This is a genomic window from Catalinimonas alkaloidigena (genome assembly GCF_900100765.1).
In the GTDB taxonomy this organism is placed as follows: domain Bacteria; phylum Bacteroidota; class Bacteroidia; order Cytophagales; family Flexibacteraceae; genus Mooreia; species Mooreia alkaloidigena.
In genome coordinates this window covers 243,237-259,539 of sequence record NZ_FNFO01000007.1, presented here as the reverse complement: position 1 = coordinate 259,539, position 16,303 = coordinate 243,237, and the positions used below count along the sequence as shown (strand labels likewise).

Annotated in this window: 14 protein-coding genes; 9 read left to right on the top strand and 5 right to left on the bottom strand. The window is 56.3% G+C overall.

Features of this window, described 5'->3' with window-relative positions; all coding sequences use genetic code 11:
- Window positions 1–179 precede the first annotated feature (179 nt).
- Window positions 180–1,463, top strand: a complete 1,284-nt coding sequence (locus BLR44_RS17950) for a lytic transglycosylase domain-containing protein (RefSeq protein WP_176956102.1) — start codon at window positions 180–182, stop codon at window positions 1,461–1,463.
- A gap of 394 nt (window positions 1,464–1,857) precedes the next feature.
- Window positions 1,858–2,283, top strand: coding sequence for a hypothetical protein (locus tag BLR44_RS17945; protein ID WP_143017362.1), 426 nt, complete (start codon window positions 1,858–1,860; stop codon window positions 2,281–2,283).
- 83 nt (window positions 2,284–2,366) lie between these two features.
- Here BLR44_RS17945 and leuB read toward each other — a convergent pair whose 3' ends face one another.
- The 4 genes from leuB to BLR44_RS17925 are packed head-to-tail and all read right to left on the bottom strand — an operon-like array spanning window position 2,367 to window position 6,656.
- A complete protein-coding gene (gene leuB / locus BLR44_RS17940; protein ID WP_089684551.1) occupies window positions 2,367–3,449 on the bottom strand; it encodes a 3-isopropylmalate dehydrogenase in 1,083 nt (360 codons plus the stop codon).
- A gap of 23 nt (window positions 3,450–3,472) precedes the next feature.
- The gene (leuD, locus tag BLR44_RS17935; protein ID WP_089684549.1) at window positions 3,473–4,054 is read right to left on the bottom strand and encodes a 3-isopropylmalate dehydratase small subunit; all 582 of its coding nucleotides are present in this window, start codon (window positions 4,052–4,054) and stop codon (window positions 3,473–3,475) included.
- Complete coding sequence (gene leuC, locus BLR44_RS17930) at window positions 4,047–5,474, bottom strand: 3-isopropylmalate dehydratase large subunit (protein WP_089684547.1); 1,428 nt, start codon at window positions 5,472–5,474, stop codon at window positions 4,047–4,049. The genes leuD and leuC overlap by 8 nt, the downstream gene beginning before the upstream one ends.
- Window positions 5,475–5,483: 9 nt before the next feature.
- On the bottom strand, window positions 5,484–6,656 hold the full coding sequence (locus tag BLR44_RS17925; RefSeq protein ID WP_089684544.1) for a 2-isopropylmalate synthase: 1,173 nt from the start codon (window positions 6,654–6,656) through the stop codon (window positions 5,484–5,486).
- Window positions 6,657–7,264: 608 nt separating this feature from the next.
- On the opposite strand from BLR44_RS17925, the gene ilvD reads away from it, so the two are divergent.
- From ilvD to BLR44_RS17890, 7 genes are all read left to right on the top strand, one after another.
- On the top strand, window positions 7,265–8,971 hold the full coding sequence (ilvD, locus tag BLR44_RS17920; protein WP_089684542.1) for a dihydroxy-acid dehydratase: 1,707 nt from the start codon (window positions 7,265–7,267) through the stop codon (window positions 8,969–8,971).
- A 4-nt stretch (window positions 8,972–8,975) separates the two neighbouring features.
- Entirely contained in the window at window positions 8,976–10,730 is a 1,755-nt protein-coding gene (gene ilvB, locus BLR44_RS17915) for a biosynthetic-type acetolactate synthase large subunit (protein ID WP_218127120.1), read from the top strand.
- A 69-nt stretch (window positions 10,731–10,799) separates the two neighbouring features.
- Complete coding sequence (gene ilvN, locus BLR44_RS17910) at window positions 10,800–11,372, top strand: acetolactate synthase small subunit (protein ID WP_089684540.1); 573 nt, start codon at window positions 10,800–10,802, stop codon at window positions 11,370–11,372.
- Window positions 11,373–11,442: 70 nt separating this feature from the next.
- Window positions 11,443–12,510 (top strand): ketol-acid reductoisomerase, encoded by a 1,068-nt coding sequence (ilvC, locus tag BLR44_RS17905; RefSeq protein WP_089684538.1) that lies wholly within the window; start codon window positions 11,443–11,445, stop codon window positions 12,508–12,510.
- Window positions 12,511–12,518: 8 nt separating this feature from the next.
- A complete protein-coding gene (ilvA, locus tag BLR44_RS17900) occupies window positions 12,519–13,781 on the top strand; it encodes a threonine ammonia-lyase IlvA (RefSeq protein ID WP_089684535.1) in 1,263 nt (420 codons plus the stop codon).
- Between the two features lie 44 nt (window positions 13,782–13,825).
- Window positions 13,826–14,596, top strand: a complete 771-nt coding sequence (locus BLR44_RS17895) for a class I SAM-dependent methyltransferase (protein WP_089684533.1) — start codon at window positions 13,826–13,828, stop codon at window positions 14,594–14,596.
- Window positions 14,597–14,827: 231 nt separating this feature from the next.
- Complete coding sequence (locus BLR44_RS17890) at window positions 14,828–15,190, top strand: hypothetical protein (protein WP_089684531.1); 363 nt, start codon at window positions 14,828–14,830, stop codon at window positions 15,188–15,190.
- Between the two features lie 36 nt (window positions 15,191–15,226).
- Here the strand turns inward: BLR44_RS17890 and BLR44_RS17885 are convergent, their stop codons facing one another.
- Window positions 15,227–16,300: a dipeptidase gene (locus BLR44_RS17885; protein WP_089684529.1), complete on the bottom strand. Its 1,074-nt coding sequence runs from the start codon at window positions 16,298–16,300 to the stop codon at window positions 15,227–15,229.
- Between the last annotated feature and the right edge of the window lie 3 nt (window positions 16,301–16,303).

Genomic DNA, 16,303 nt, shown 5'->3' with positions numbered 1-16,303 from the left:
CGCCGTGTGATCTGTGCATTTCGCCGAAAAGCGTCTTATTTCTTCGTAACACAATACAAACTAAACGTATATTTGCACAGATGTAAGGAAAAATTGAATCCTTGCTTTTTTGTTCACGAAAAAAAGATGATGCCATGAAACAGTTACTGACATTTGTTTTCGGATCAGTGTTCTGCCTAATGGCTGGGTATCTCAGCTATAATCAACTTTCCGCTCACGAAGCTCCTAACGCGCCGGTTCCGCAGTTGGCGTTCGACGCCGAAGAGCCCATGCGTTACCAGTATCAGGTCAATCCGGTCGAAGTTCCCGTCAAGAATGTGAAGTTCGCCAGCGAAACCGTACCGATGCGCCAGCGCGACCTGCAGGAGCGTTTCGACCGCGAGCTTCTGTCGTACACGTACTGGCATTCGCACTCCATGATCATGATGAAGCGTGCGAACCGCTGGTTTCCTCAAATCACGCCCATCCTGCGGCAATACGGCCTTCCGGAAGATTTGAAATACGTGGTAGCCGTAGAAAGCAACTTCGAAAATGTGGTATCGCCCGTAGGAGCGGTAGGTTTCTGGCAGTTGATGGAAGAAACGGCCAAAGAACTGGGCCTGGAAGTCAACAACGAAGTAGACGAGCGCTACCACCCGCTTAAAGCAACCGACGCCGCAGCCCGTTATTTCCTGTTCCTGCGCAACTACTTCGGAAGCTATGCCAACGCGCTGGCTGCCTATAACGCTGGCATGGGGCGCATTGAGCGTGCCATGGCCTCACAAAAGCAGGACTCTTACTACAATCTGCTGTTGAATGAGGAGACGTCGCGGTACATGTTCCGCATCATGGCGGCCAAAGAAATCATCCAGCATCCGAAAAAATACGGCTTTAACATGGCCAAATCGGATCTGTACCAACAGGAGCCTGTACGCAAAGTTACCGTCGACAGCACCATCGCAGACCTGACGACCTGGGCCATCGATCAAGGCATCAACTACAAGCTTTTGAAGTTGTACAACCCCTGGTTGCGCGCCAATACGCTGACGGTGAAAGAGGAAGGCAAGTCGTACGTGATCGACATTCCGCTGCACCCCGAACTGGAAGAAGAAGAGGAACTGACGGACTCGATTATGGTGGAAGTGGATAGCGTCGAACTCGCGCCGCCTACCGATTCGGCCCTGAACCCGGACTCTACGCAGGAAGAAGACGGCTTGGCGTTTATGAGCGAAGGCCCCGGCAAAGGCACCAGCGCCTCGTCGAAAGCAAACGAAGAAGTGGAACCTGAGACCACAACACCGAGCGATTCCATCAACACGCCGACCGTTCCGGTGAAAAAAGTAAACACTGACGAAAAGCCCAAGCGCAAAAAAGTGCAGGTGCACTACAAGATCCGCTGGTACGATACCATGGCCCGCTTGGAAAACCAATCAGAGGCGATTGCTCCTGTTCGCTCCTGGGAAACTTCGCACCGCGCCAGCTAAGATTTTATTAAAAGGTTTGATGAACAGGCTCGTCTTTCTCTGGAAAGACGAGCTTTTTGCTTTTTCCCCACAGGGCTTGCTCGTGAGGACGTAGGGTTGGCCCGTAATCTTGAGAGAAACATACGTTTCGATGGAGCGCCTCCAAGTGGTATGCTTCGTTTCGCTTCGCGTCTACCTTACTTGTGAGGGGAAGATCGGTCGTTAGAAAGCCCTGTCTCGTCAGTCACCTCCGGCTGTTGGACGAGCAAGCCGGCTAAAGAGAACCCGGTTGCAGAGAAGAGAAATAGTAGGAAAGCAGACCAGCCGGTAGATCTGTGGTGTAAAGCCCCATTATTATAACATTTTCAATAAAAAATTGAACTACGTTTACTGACTCATCAGATAACTTTTTCACATGAAGACAATTGAGCAGAAAGTAGCCAACTTACTTACAACCAACGCCCAGGTGATACACGACCTGGCACTCGATTGCTTGTCGGTCACATTGAATGGATTTATCCCCTTAAAACAGCTAGAAGCCGTTTGTCAGCACGAGTTTGCGATGATTCAGGCACTGGGCTTGAAGAAATGCTTGGTAGACCTGCGGGGCGTTAAAGTCTACGCACCGGGAAGCCAGGATCTGATCAAGGACGTTTGGTTTCCGCGTGTCAAAGAAGAAGGCGTCCAATACATTGCGTTTGTGGTGCCGGAAGATGTTTTTGGGCAGGCGTCCATGAATAAAGCACACGCCAAAAGTCAACAGGCCGGTGCCCTTCAAGTAGAACATTTCCGCACGGTTGCCGATGCCAAAGCATGGCTCCTGCAGATGGCCGTTCGCTAAGGCCAAGGCTTAAGTACGAAAACGCGCAAAGCGCCCACTTATGCGGGCGCTTTGCGCGTTTTCTATGATGATAGAAACCTGAATCAGTTTTTCGCGGCGACCGATTCTTTGACCAAAGCAGCAATGCGACTGCCTACGGCCTGCGTGGTCTGCGGATTCGTGCGGTTCAGATCTTCGGTCAGGAACCCTTCGGCCAGTACCTGTTCGACTGCCTGATTGATGGCCTGACTCTCTTCGGCCATGCCAAAGGCATATTCGAGCAACATCGCAGCAGACAAAATCGCGGCCATGGGGTTGGCACGCGACTGACCTGCCGCTTCCGGATACGAACCGTGGATGGGCTCGAACAGCGCCACTTGGTCGCCTACCGACGCCGAAGGCAACATACCCAGGGAGCCGGTAATCACCGATGCCTCGTCGGTCAGAATGTCGCCGAACATGTTTTCCGTTACGATCACGTCGAAGTACGCGGGTTGCTGGATCAGCTTCATGGCCGCGTTGTCGACAAACATAAAGTCGAGCGTCACGTCCGGATATGCAGGCGCCATGGCTTTGACCGTTTCACGCCACAACCGCGAGGTAGCCAGCACGTTGGCCTTGTCGACCAGCGTTAACTTTTTCCGACGGCGCTGTGCTGCTTCGAACGCCAGTTTGGCAATGCGCTCGATTTCTGCTTTGGAATACAAACACGTATCGAACGCCGATTCGCCGTTTTCGCTGCGGCCGCGCGGCTCTCCGAAGTAAATGCCGCCGGTCAGCTCCCGGAACACGACCAGATCAACGCCTTCCAGGCGATCGTTTTTCAGGGGCGACATGTCACTCAGAGCCGGATAGCTCTGCACCGGGCGCAGGTTGGCAAACAACCCTAATTTCCGGCGCATGGCCAGCAGTCCCTGTTCAGGACGCACTTTGGCCTTTGGATCGTTGTCGTATTTGGGGTGACCAATAGCACCAAACAGAATGGCGTCGGCTTCCCGACAGGCCTGTTCGGTTTCCGGAGGAAATGGATTACCGGTTGCGTCAATGGCCGCCGCGCCCACCAGGGCGTGCGTGTAGGAAAACTGGTGCCCGAATGCCTGTTCGACCGCTTTCAGCACCTCCAGGGCCTGCTCCGTCACTTCCGGCCCGATGCCGTCGCCGGGCAGTACCGCGATGTGTTTTTGCATGAATACGTAAGAAGGGAATAAACTTAGTGCTGCTCGTACGCTTCGATTGCCGATTTCTGGCTCAGCAGATAATCGATGTCGTCGTAGCCGTTAAGCAGGCAGTATTTCTTGTAGGAATTGATCTCGAACGACTCCTGGCGACCTGCGCCCAGCACCGCAATCGTCTGCGCTTCCAGGTCTACTTCGAGCTGCAACGCAGGATTAGCATCGTACTGCTCGAAGATGAAGTCCAGAAACTCGTCAGAAATCTGCACAGGCAACAGGCCGTTGTTCAGCGCGTTATTCTTGAAAATGTCAGCAAAAAAGCTCGACACCACCACCTTAAAACCGTAGTCGTGAATGGCCCAGGCGGCGTGCTCGCGGCTCGAACCGCACCCGAAGTTTTTGCCGGCTACCAGAATGTCGCCTTGCACGGCCGGGTTGTTCAGCACAAAATCGGCCTTGGGATTGCCCTCTTCGTTGTAGCGCCAGTCGCGGAACAGGTTATCGCCGAAACCCTCGCGCGTGGTGGCTTTCAGGAAACGCGCCGGAATGATCTGGTCGGTATCGATATTGCGAATCGGCATCGGCACGATGGTCGACACCAGTTTTTGAAACTTATCCATTAGCAAGTGTTTGTTCGGCCCATACTTCGCGCACATCGCTGATGTACCCATTCAATGCGGTCACGGCGGCGGTCAGCGGACTCGCCAGCAGCGTACGCGCGCCGGGTCCCTGGCGGCCTTCAAAATTCCGGTTCGACGTCGAGACACAATACTCGCCTTTCGGCACTTTGTCCTCATTCATGCCCAGACAGGCCGAACAACCCGGTTGGCGCAGTTCGAAGCCTGCCTCCGCAAAAATCCGGTCCAGCCCTTCTTCGCGTGCCTGCAGTTCGACTTGCTTCGATCCCGGAATGATCATGGCGTTGACGTTCTCGGCTTTCTGCTTGCCTTTGACCAAGGCGGCAACCTGACGCAGGTCTTCAATGCGGGCGTTGGTGCAACTGCCGATGAATACGTAACTGATCGGTTTGCCCAGCAGTTTCGCGCCCGATTCCAGGCCCATGTACTGAAGCGCTTTTCTGAACGAGGCGCGTTCGGCTTCGTTCTCTACCCCTTCGGCCGCAGGAATGGTACCATCGATGGCGATGCCCATGCCGGGATTGGTCCCGTAAGTGATCATCGGAGGAATATCTTCCGCACGGTAATGGAGTTCGGTATCGAACGCCGCTCCTTCGTCGGTGGGCAGCGTCTTCCAGTAGGCGATCATTTTCTCCAGTTCCTCACCCTGAGGCGCGAATTTCCGGCCGCGTACGTAGTCAAACGTGGTTTCGTCCGGTGCAATCATGCCGCCACGCGCCCCCATTTCGATGCTCATGTTGCATATCGTCATGCGCGCTTCCATGCTCAGGCTGCGGATGGCCGAACCGGCGTATTCCACAAAGTAGCCCGTGCCGCCGCTGGCCGAAATCTGCGAGATGATGTAGAGGATAATGTCTTTGGACGTGACGCCCGGTGCCAGTTCGCCGTCGATGGTGATGCGCATCCGCTTCGGACGGGCCTGCAGGATGCACTGCGTCGCCAGTACTTGTTCTACCTCGCTCGTCCCGATGCCGAAGGCAATCGCGCCAAACGCCCCGTGTGTCGACGTATGGCTGTCGCCACACACGATGGTCATGCCCGGCTGGGTGATGCCCAGTTCCGGCCCGATGACGTGGACAATGCCCTGAAAAGGGTGGTTGAGTCCGTAGAGTTCGATACCGTGGTTGGCGCAGTTCTCGGTGAGCTTGTCGACCTGCTGCCGCGAAAGCAGTTCGCGGATCGGGAGGTGCTGGTCTTTGGTAGGAACGTTGTGGTCGGCCGTGGCGATGGTCTGTTGCGGACGGAACACGGAAATGCCCCGGCGCTCCAGCCCGGCAAAAGCCTGTGGACTGGTCACTTCGTGAATGAAGTGACGGTCGATGTACAACACGTCGGGACCGTCTTCGATGGATTTGACGACGTGCCGATCCCAGATTTTATCAAATAATGTACGGGCAGACATACGGGTATATTAGACTTTGATCGTGGATTTGGCGGCCAGTTCTTCTACCATTTGGCGCAGGTGCTGGTCCTGCACAATTTTTAACTGATCGGCCAGTTGCAGAAAATGTTCGTAGGCCACTTCCAGCTCTTCTTTGGTCAGGTCTACGCCGATTTTTTGCAGGTTGTAGTGCAGGGCAGCGCGACCGCTCCGGGCCGTCAGCACGATGACCGACTCCCCGACGCCGACTTCCTGCGGATCGATGATTTCGTAATTCTCGCGATTTTTGATCACCCCATCCTGGTGAATGCCCGACGAGTGGGCAAACGCATTCCGGCCGACGATGGCCTTGTTGGCCTGCACGTGCATGCCCATCAGGCTGGAAACCAGTTGGCTGGTCGGGTACAGGCGCGTGGAGTTGACGTGGGTATGATACGGCAATGCAGCCGCCCGTTTCTTGAACGCCATCACAACTTCTTCTAACGAGGTGTTGCCGGCTCGCTCGCCGACACCGTTGATGGTACACTCGATTTGCCGCGCGCCGTTTTGTACGGCAGCAATGGCGTTGGCCGTGGCCAATCCCAGGTCGTTGTGGCAATGGGCCGAGATGATGGCCTTGTCGATGCCTTTCACGTTTTCGCGCAGAAAGCGAATTTTCGCACCGTATTCGTCAGGCAGGCAAAAGCCGGTCGTATCCGGAATGTTCAGCACTGTAGCACCGGCTTTGATCACCGCTTCGAGCACTTGCGCCAGCCACTCGTTTTCGGTCCGTCCGGCATCTTCCGCATAAAATTCTACGTCCTCCACGTACTTCTTGGCGTGCTTCACCGCAGCTACTGCTCGTTCCAGTACTTTCTCGCGCGTGGTGCGGAATTTATTAATAATGTGCTGGTCAGAGGTTCCGATGCCGGTATGGATGCGCGGACGCTTGGCGTACTGAAGCGCTTCGGCAGCGCGATCAATGTCTTTTTCGACCGCCCGCGAAAGGCCAGTAATGATGGGCTGGCTCACCGCCTTCGAAATGGCAACAACCGACTGGAAATCGCCGGGACTGGAAATGGGAAAGCCGGCCTCAATGACATCTACCCCCAGTTGTTCGAGGGCCTGGGCTACAGTAATTTTCTCGTCGGTATTCAATTGACAGCCCGGAGCCTGTTCGCCATCGCGCAGGGTGGTATCGAATATATAAATGCGTTCACTCATAAATCCAGGGGTTTACGGATGCTTGACTACACTAAAGTAAGGAAAGATAAAAGGTGCTGCGTAAAAAGGACACAAAAATAGGGCTTTGCGCCGGTTGCTGCTAGGCTATCCAGCGAAAGACCAGTCCGTAAGTCGGAATTCCAGTACGGGGTAAACGATACGCATATCGGCAGCACAATGGGGATGAATTGGTGGCCCAAAAGGTATTGAACAGGCAAAATAGGGCAAATAATTCGGTTCGGGCAACAGAAATAATAAAAATTCATGAACGCTTTTTACTATAACCCGCCTATCTCACTGCATTCCGACTTTTGGATGTTAGATCATTTGTCCAGGCACTCGTCTTACCAAAAAAATTATATGAAATTTTGATTTTGACAGAAAGTATTGTTTAGCTTTGCGCTCTCATCAGAACAAAGGTTCTATGAGCCCACAAGCGGGAACTCTTTTTAGAAACTATGCTACGTAGCCTCGTCCTTCTCATTATCGTCGTGGTCATTCCCCAAACGGGGTGAGGAGGGCAGCCTATACCATATGAAACTATCGAGTGCCTTTCTCACCTTCAGCGAGAAAGGCATTTTATTTTCACCTAATTCTAACCGCATTCTATGAATCGTTACAGCCGCCAGCTCACCCAAGACCCCACCCAACCCGCCTCGCAGGCCATGCTTTATGGCATTGGTCTGACGGACGAAGACATGCAAAAGGCGCAGGTGGGGATTGTGAGCACCGGGTACGAGGGCAATACGTGCAACATGCACCTCAACGAGCTGGCCCTGCAGGCCAAAGCGAGCGTACAGGCCAGCGATCTGGTCGGTCTGATTTTCCATACCATCGGCGTAAGCGACGGCCTTTCGAACGGCCTGGCGGGCATGCGCTACTCGCTGCTGTCGCGCGAAATCATCGCCGACTCCATCGAAGCGGTGACGGGCGCACACTACTACGACGGCCTGGTGACGGTGGTGGGCTGTGACAAAAACATGCCGGGTGCCATGATTGCCCTGGCCCGCCTGAACCGCCCGGGCATTCTGCTCTACGGCGGCTCGATTCATTCCGGCTGCTGGAAAGACCGCAAGCTGAACATTATCTCGGCATTCGAAGCGCTGGGCGAGAAGTTTGCCGGCACCATCTCGGACGAAGATTACAAGGGCGTGATCAAAAACGCCTGCCCCGGGGCGGGTGCCTGCGGTGGGATGTACACCGCCAACACCATGTCGTCGGCCATCGAGGCCATGGGCATGTCGTTGCCGCACAGCTCGTCTTCCCCGGCCATAAGTGCCGAAAAACAGGCAGAGTGCCGGAATATTGGCGCGGCCATGCGCCTTCTGCTCGAAAAAGACATCAAGCCGCTGGACATCATGACGCTCGAGGCGTTCGAGAATGCCCTGACGGTGGTGATGGCGCTGGGGGGGTCTACCAACGCGGTGCTGCACCTGATGGCGATGGCGCACAGTGCCAACGTGCCGCTGACCCTCAGCAAGATCCAGGCGATCAGCGACCGGACGCCGCTCCTCGGTGACTTGAAGCCCAGCGGCAAATACCTGATGGAAGACCTGCCGTCGATCGGCGGTACGCCTGCCGTCATGAAGTACCTCTTGCAGAAAGGCTTCCTGAAAGGCGACTGCCTCACCGTCACCGGCAAAACGGTAGAAGAAAATTTACAGGAAGCACCCGACCTGCCGGCCGATCAGAAGATCATCCTGCCGATCGAGAACCCGATCAAACCCGAAGGGCACCTGCAAATTCTTTACGGGAACCTCGCCGAAGAAGGGGCTGTTGCCAAAATCACCGGCAAGGAAGGCGAGCGGTTCGAAGGGCCGGCCATTGTGTTCGACGACGAGTTTGCGGCCATTGAAGGCATCGGCAATGGCAAGGTGAAAAAGGGCAACGTCGTGGTGATTCGCTACGAAGGTCCGAAGGGCGGCCCCGGCATGCCCGAAATGCTCAAGCCGACATCGGCCATTATGGGCGCGGGCCTCGGTAAGGACGTGGCGCTGATCACCGACGGGCGCTTTTCCGGCGGAAGCCACGGCTTCGTAGTTGGGCACGTCAGCCCGGAAGCGCAGGTCGGTGGTACCATCGCCCTCGTCGAAGACGGCGACCTGATCGAAATTGATGCTCGTTCTAATAAAATAGAAGTCAAACTGTCGGAGGAAGAGTTGGCCGAGCGTCGCGCGCGGTGGTCGCCTCCTCCCCTCAAAGCCCAGAGCGGCGCTTTGTACAAGTACGCCCGGATGGTCTCTTCGGCCGCGAAAGGGTGTGTAACTGATCTATCATCAACCGAAATTCCCCATGAAAAACCCAGCCTCATCTGACATTATGGCGGCTCAGACGGATGCGCAGTCTTCCGCGAAGCCGACCTCGTCTATGCCGACCGCGACCAAGCCCGTGCGCGTCACCGGAGCCGAAGCAGTGCTCCTCTCTCTGCTGGAAGAAGGGGTCGACACCATTTTTGGTTACCCTGGTGGGGCCATCATGCCCATTTACGATGCCCTGTTCGGGTACCAGGATCGCCTTCGCCACTATTTAGTACGGCACGAACAAGGCGCTACCCACGCCGCCCAGGGTTACGCCCGCGCCACCGGCAAACCGGGCGTTTGCTTTGCCACGTCGGGGCCAGGGGCCACCAACCTGATTACCGGGCTGGCCGACGCGCAAATCGATTCGACGCCGCTGGTCTGCATCACCGGCCAGGTGGCTTCGCATCTGCTGGGCACGGATGCATTCCAGGAAACCGACGTGCTGGGCATTTCCATGCCGGTCACGAAGTGGAACTGCCAGATCACCAACGCCGAAGAAATTCCGGAAATCATCGCCCGCGCCTTTTTCATCGCCCGTTCGGGGCGTCCGGGACCAGTTCTGATCGACATCACGAAAGATGCGCAGTTTGCCGCGTTCGACTTCACCTACAAGAAGTGTGAAAAAATCCGCAGCTACGCGCCCTATCCGAAGGCCGACCCGAAATGCCTGGAAGAAGCCGCCCAATTGATCAACGAGGCCAAAAAGCCTTACATCCTGGTCGGCCAGGGGGTGCTGATTTCGGAAGCGCAAGACGAGTTCCGCACGTTTGTCGAGAAGACGGGCATTCCTGTTGCTTCTACCCTCCTGGGCCTGTCGGCGTTTCCGACCGACCACGAACTGTACGTGGGTTACCTGGGCATGCACGGCAATTATGGCCCCAACATCAAGACCAACGAATGCGACGTGCTGATTGCGGTGGGGATGCGTTTCGACGACCGGGTCACCGGCGACCTGAGCCGCTACGCCAAGCAGGCCAAATTGATCCATATCGAGATCGACCCGGCCGAGATCGACAAGAACGTGAAGACCACGGTGGCGATCAATGCCGACGCCAAAGCGGCGCTGAAGGGATTGCTGCCGCTGGTCGAACAGCGTACTCACCACGAGTGGCTCGCTGAGTTCCGTGCCTGCGATAAAATCGAGCACGAAAAGGTGGTACAGGGGTCCGTTCACCCGACCGCCGGAAAACTGCGCATGCCGGAAGTGATCAACCTGATTTCGGAAATGACCCACAGCGAGGCCATCACGGTCACCGACGTAGGTCAGCACCAGATGGCGGCCTCACGGTACTACCAGTACAAGTTTCCGCGCACCAACATCACGTCGGGCGGGCTGGGCACCATGGGCTTTGCGCTGCCCGCAGCCATCGGTGCAAAAATCGGCAACCCGCAGCGCGAAGTGGTGGCCATCATCGGCGACGGCGGTTTTCAGATGACGTTGCAGGAGCTGGGCACGATCTTCCAGTTCGAAGTGCCCGTGAAGATCGTCATCCTCAACAACAGCTTCCTCGGCATGGTCCGCCAGTGGCAGCAGCTGTTCTTCGACAAGCGCTATTCGGCAACCGAGATGATCAACCCGAACTTCGTAGCCATTGCGCAGGCGTTCAGCATCGAATCGAAAAAAGTGGAAGCCCGCGAAGACATTAAAGGCGCCCTCCAGACCATGTTGGACCACAACGGTCCTTACTTGCTGGAAGTGGTCGTCGAACAGGAGGAAAACGTCTTCCCGATGGTACCGACGGGTGCTTCTGTGGTCGATATTTTACTGGAGTAGCCGCTCCGCTCCCTGGCTAGCGTGAACAGAATTTCAACCTTTTAACCTTCCGCCCCGGCGGAACCCTTTATGCAAAGCAACGGACACCACGACCCGGAACGCACGTTTATCATTTCGGTCCTGACCGAAAACCGGAGCGGTCTGCTCAATGCCATCACCATCATCTTCACCCGCCGCAAAATCAACATCGACAGCATCAACGTGTCGGAGACGGAAGTGGCCGGCGTGAGCCGCTACACGATCGTCGTGAAAATGACGCGCGAACGGGCCGAGAAACTGGTGAAGCAGATTCGGCGCGTCATTGACGTACTGGGTGCGTTCCTGTACGAAGAAGAAGAGACGCATTTTCAGGAAATGGCGCTCTACCGCGTGCCGCTGGAAGTGTTTATGAACGGCAACCGGGTCGAAACCATGATTCGTCGCCACTTTGCGCGGGTGCTGGTGATCGAGCGCGAGTACGTGATCATCGAGAAAACCGGCATGCGGCAGGAGATCCGGCAGCTGTACGAAGAGTTGAAGCCGTTCGGCCTGATCGAGTTCGTGCAGTCGGCCCGCGTCTCCATTTCCAAGTCGAAGCGGCGTACCGAAACCTTCTTGGAAGAACTGGAAGCCCTCAGCGCCAATTCGTTAAGCAGAAATTAATGGAAGCGGCCCCGGTGGCCATTCCGCACACTTCATAACCAATTACTAATAATTCCTTTTAAACCCTACCATGGCAAAACTCAAATTCGGCAACGTTGAAGAAGAGGTCGTGACCCGCGAAGAATTTCCGCTGGAGAAGGCCGTCGAAGTGCTCAAAGACGAAACCATCGCCATTCTTGGCTACGGTGTGCAAGGCCCCGGTCAGGCACTGAACCTGAAAGACAACGGCTTCAACGTCATTGTCGGACAACGCAAAGACTCTAAAACCTGGGAAAAAGCTGTCGCCGACGGCTGGGTACCGGGCAAAGATCTTTTTGAGTTGGAAGAGGCCTGCGAACGCGGTACGATTCTGCAATACCTTCTTTCCGACGCCGGACAAATTGCGCTATGGCCCACGGTGAAAAAACACCTTACGGCTGGCAAGGCGCTTTACTTCTCGCACGGCTTCGGCGTTACGTTCAACGAACAGACGGGCATCGTTCCGCCGAAAGATGTGGACGTGATTCTGGTCGCCCCGAAGGGCTCGGGCACTTCGCTGCGCCGTCTTTTCCTCGAAGGCAAAGGACTGAACTCCAGCTACGCCATTTACCAGGACGCCACCGGCCGTGCTTACGAACGCGTGGTGGCGCTGGGCATCGGCGTAGGTTCGGGGTACCTGTTCCAGACCGACTTCAAAAAAGAAGTATACTCGGATCTGACCGGCGAGCGCGGCATTCTGATGGGTGCGCTGGCGGGTATGTTCGAGGCGCAGTACCAGGTGTTGCGTGAAAACGGCCACTCGCCGTCGGAAGCGTTCAACGAAACGGTAGAAGAATTGACACAGAGCCTGATGCCGCTGGTCGCCGAAAACGGCATGGACTGGATGTACGCCAACTGCTCGACCACCGCACAGCGCGGCGCACTCGACTGGCGTCACCGGTTCCGCGATGCGGCCCTGCCGGTCTTCAAACAATTGTACGAAAGCGTCTCTTCCGGCAACGAAGCGCGCATTACCATCGAGGCGAACCGCCAGTCCGACTACCGCGTGAAGCTGGAAGAAGAACTGAAAGAAATGCGGGAGTCTGAACTGTGGCAGGCCGGCGCTACCGTCCGCCAGCTCCGTCCGGAGCGTCAACCCCAGGAAGACACCGTGAACTAATTTCCATCATGCGAACAGAACCGTACGTTCTGCCCCGTGTGGAAGATATCAAAAGCACCAGTGAGCGTCTCCGTCCCGTTGTGATGGAGACGCCGCTGATGCCCCACTGGGGCTCTAGCCAGGAATTTGGCTGCAAAGTCTGGTTGAAGCGAGAAGACCTGCAGGTGGTGCGCTCGTACAAAATCCGGGGCGCCTACAACAAAATCAGCAGCTTACCAGCCGAATTGTTGGAGAACGGCGTGATCTGCGCCAGTGCAGGAAACCACGCGCAGGGCGTGGCCTTTGCCTGCCACAAACTCGGCATCCGGGGCGTCATTTTCATGCCCAACCCCACACCCCAGCAGAAAATCGACAAAGTCCGGCAGTTCGGGCAGGAGCACGTAGAGATTATTCTCCACGGCGACACGTTCGACGACGCCAGCCGTGCCGCGACCGACTATGGCCGTGAGCACCATATGGCCTACATCCATCCGTTCGACGACGAGAAGGTGATCGAAGGCCAGGGCACCGTAGGGCTTGAGATTCTGCAAAAAGCAACCGAGCCCATCGATTACCTGTTTCTACCCATCGGGGGCGGCGGGCTGGCCGCGGGTGTCAGCAGTCTGTTCAAAACCCTCAGCCCGCACACCAAGATCATCGGCGTGGAACCCACCGGGGCACCCGCCATGCAACAGTCGCTGGAACGTGGCGAAGTGGTAACCCTCGATCAGATCGACACCTTTGCCGACGGCGTGGCCGTGCGGCGGGTGGGCGAAAAAACCTTCGAAATCTGCCGTCAGCTTCTCGACGGCCTCGCGCTGGTTCCGGAAGGCAAAATCTGCCAGACGATGCTCCAGCTCTACAATCAGGACGCCATTGTGACCGAACCGGCTGGGGCGCTGGCGCTGGCGGTGCTGGAACAATACCGCGACGAAATCAAGGGCAAAAACGTGGTCTGCGTCATTTCCGGCGGCAACAACGACATCGACCGGATGGCCGAAATCAAGGAACGCGCGTTGCTCTACCAGGGACTCAAGCACTACTTCGTGGTGAAGTTTCCGCAACGGGCCGGGGCCCTGAAAGAGTTTGTGACCCACATTTTGGGGCCGGAAGACGACATTGTGCACTTCGAGTACACCAAAAAGACGAGCCGCAACAAAGGGCCCGCCGTCGTCGGCATCGAACTCAAACGCCCGGACGACTTTGCGCCGCTGGTCGAGCGCATGAAAGCCGGCAATTTTTTCAGCGAGTACCTCAACGAACGGCTCGATCTGTTCCAGTACCTCGTCTAGCCAGTTTCTTTCTTTTTCTGTTTACCATTTTTCTTTTCATCGCCATGGAAAGCAAGGCCGCCGTGTGGCAACCTCATCTGTACAACGACAAGCACGCATTTGTGTACCACTACGGCGAAAGCCTGATTGACCTCCTGGCCCCGCAACCGGGCGAACGGGTGCTGGACCTGGGATGCGGCTCGGGACAACTCACCGCCCAACTCGCCGAACGGGGGTGTGAGGTGGTGGGGATCGATAGTTCGGCCGACATGATTGCCGACGCACAGGCCAAATTTCCCCACCTCCGCTTTCTGGTCGCCGATGCGGCCAATTTTCAACTCGCACCGAAGTTCGATGCCATCTTCTCCAACGCGGTGCTCCACTGGGTGACGGACTACCAGAACGCGATTCGTTGTCTGTGGGAGAATCTGCGGCCCGGCGGCCGGATCGTCGTGGAATTCGGGGGAAAAGGCAACGTGCAGACTATCGTCGATCAGTTGCGAAAATCGCTGGCCGCACGGGGGTATGCGCAACAGGCGGCATTGCAGCAATGGTACTTTCCTTCCATTGGTGAGTACACGCCCCTACTGGAGCAGCAGGGCTTTCGGGTGACCTTGGCCCAACATTACGACCGACCGACCGAACTGGCCGACGAAGAAAAGGGCATCCAAGATTGGTTGTCGATGTTCGGGATCGGGTTTTTCCGGGGCGTCTCGCCCGAAGATCAGGAAGCGATCAAGGCCGAAGTGCAGGAGGCCGTAAAACCCCTTTGTTTCCAAAACGGAAAATGGTACGCCGACTACAAACGCCTGCGCATCCAGGCCGTGAAAGCGTGAGGGTCTCCAGTTATCAGTTTTGAGCGGTCGGTACCCGTTATTCTGCACACCACCACTCCCTTCCACATCCGATCACGCAATCCGTTGCTATGACTGCCGCGCTCACCTCCAACCGCTGGAGTCGCCAGTATTCAGCACGCAAGGCCGCTAATCTCTTGAAAATGAAATGGTTTTACGTGAACACTTGTCGCCTGTTCCCGTTAAACAACTAACAAACTTTTTCAACAGATTATGAAAATCAACACCAGTCAGGGCGAAACCAAGCCCTTTTTACATAACGGACGGCACGAAGTAGAAATCATGCAAATCGACGAGGGCACCAGCGAGTACAAAGGCGTACCGTTTTTTGCGTGTCGCTTTGAGAACGACGAGGGATTTGTAGAGCAGCGTTTTTACACCTCCGAACAAGGCCGACCCATATTGCTGCAACTGTTCGAAGCGGCAGGCGTCGAAATCAAAAAGGAACTGGATACAGACGCGCTTCTACACAAGAAAGTTTCGATCTTGGTCGACGAACGCTCGTACGACGATCCGCAGACCGGCAACGAGAAGACGATCAAGCAGGCGTCCGATTTCCGAAAAGTCAATCGCTAACCATACCTGCCGACTTCCATACGAAGTCGGCTTTTTTTATACCCGCCAGGCGTGGCGCAGAAACCGCAGCCAGTTTCCGTGCATGACGCTCTTGATGTCTTCCGGCGTGTAACCGCGTTGCGCGAGTTTGTCCGGAATGGTTTGCAGATCGGCGATGGTTTCCAGGTCGTAGGGTGACTGTTCCTTGCCAAACGCACCGTCCAGGTCGGAACCGATGCCGATGTGCCGGGCATTGCCGGCGAGTTGGCAGATGTGGTCCATGTGGTCGATCAGCCGGTCCAGTGAACAGTCCATCCCTTCAGGCGTGGATTTGCCGCGCACCCAATTAGGTACGATCATCCAAGCATCCATCGGGGCGCCGATCACCGCGCCCCGGTCGATCAGTTCTTTCAGTTGCTCATCGGTGAACTGGCGGTTGTGGTTGACCAACGCCCGGCAGTTGTGGTGGCTGGCCCACACGTGACCCTGAAAATGGTCCATCGCCTCCCGAAAACTATCGTCGCAGAGGTGGGTCGCATCCAGAATGAGGTTGAGGGCTTCCATTTCTTTCAATAAAGCGCGTCCCGGTTTGCCCAATCCGCCGGTGGCGTCCGTTCCCTGGGCGTAGCGGCCGGGGCCGTAGTGAGCAGGCCCCAGGGCACGCAATCCCTGCGCGTAAGCGCGCTCCAGGTGGTTGAGGGTCACCAGCGAGTCGGCGCCCTCCAGGCTTAGGATATAGCCAATGGGTTTGTGAGCCGAATCCTCACCGTCCGTCCACAACGCGACGTGCTGCTCCAGGGCTGCCAGGTCTTTCACCTGCACCAGCTCGCCCGCTTCTTCCATAGACTGATACCACGCCAGTTGTCCCTGCGTCTGGGCCCACGCCTGTTCGGGCGAATGCCAGCCGGGTAACGGATTGCCGGGTGCGACAAACCGGGCAATTTGTGTGGCAACGACCAGCCCCACCTCACCCTGACGAAGTTCGGGAAACGCCACGGTGCCTTTTCCACGGTCGGGCTTATCGGTCAGGCCCTGCTCTCGCTTCCGAAGGTCGAACACAGACTGGCGTAAGTCACGGTTCCACTCCATCGCGTTCATGCTCAGGTCGAGGTGCGCATCAATGGTAAACATGCA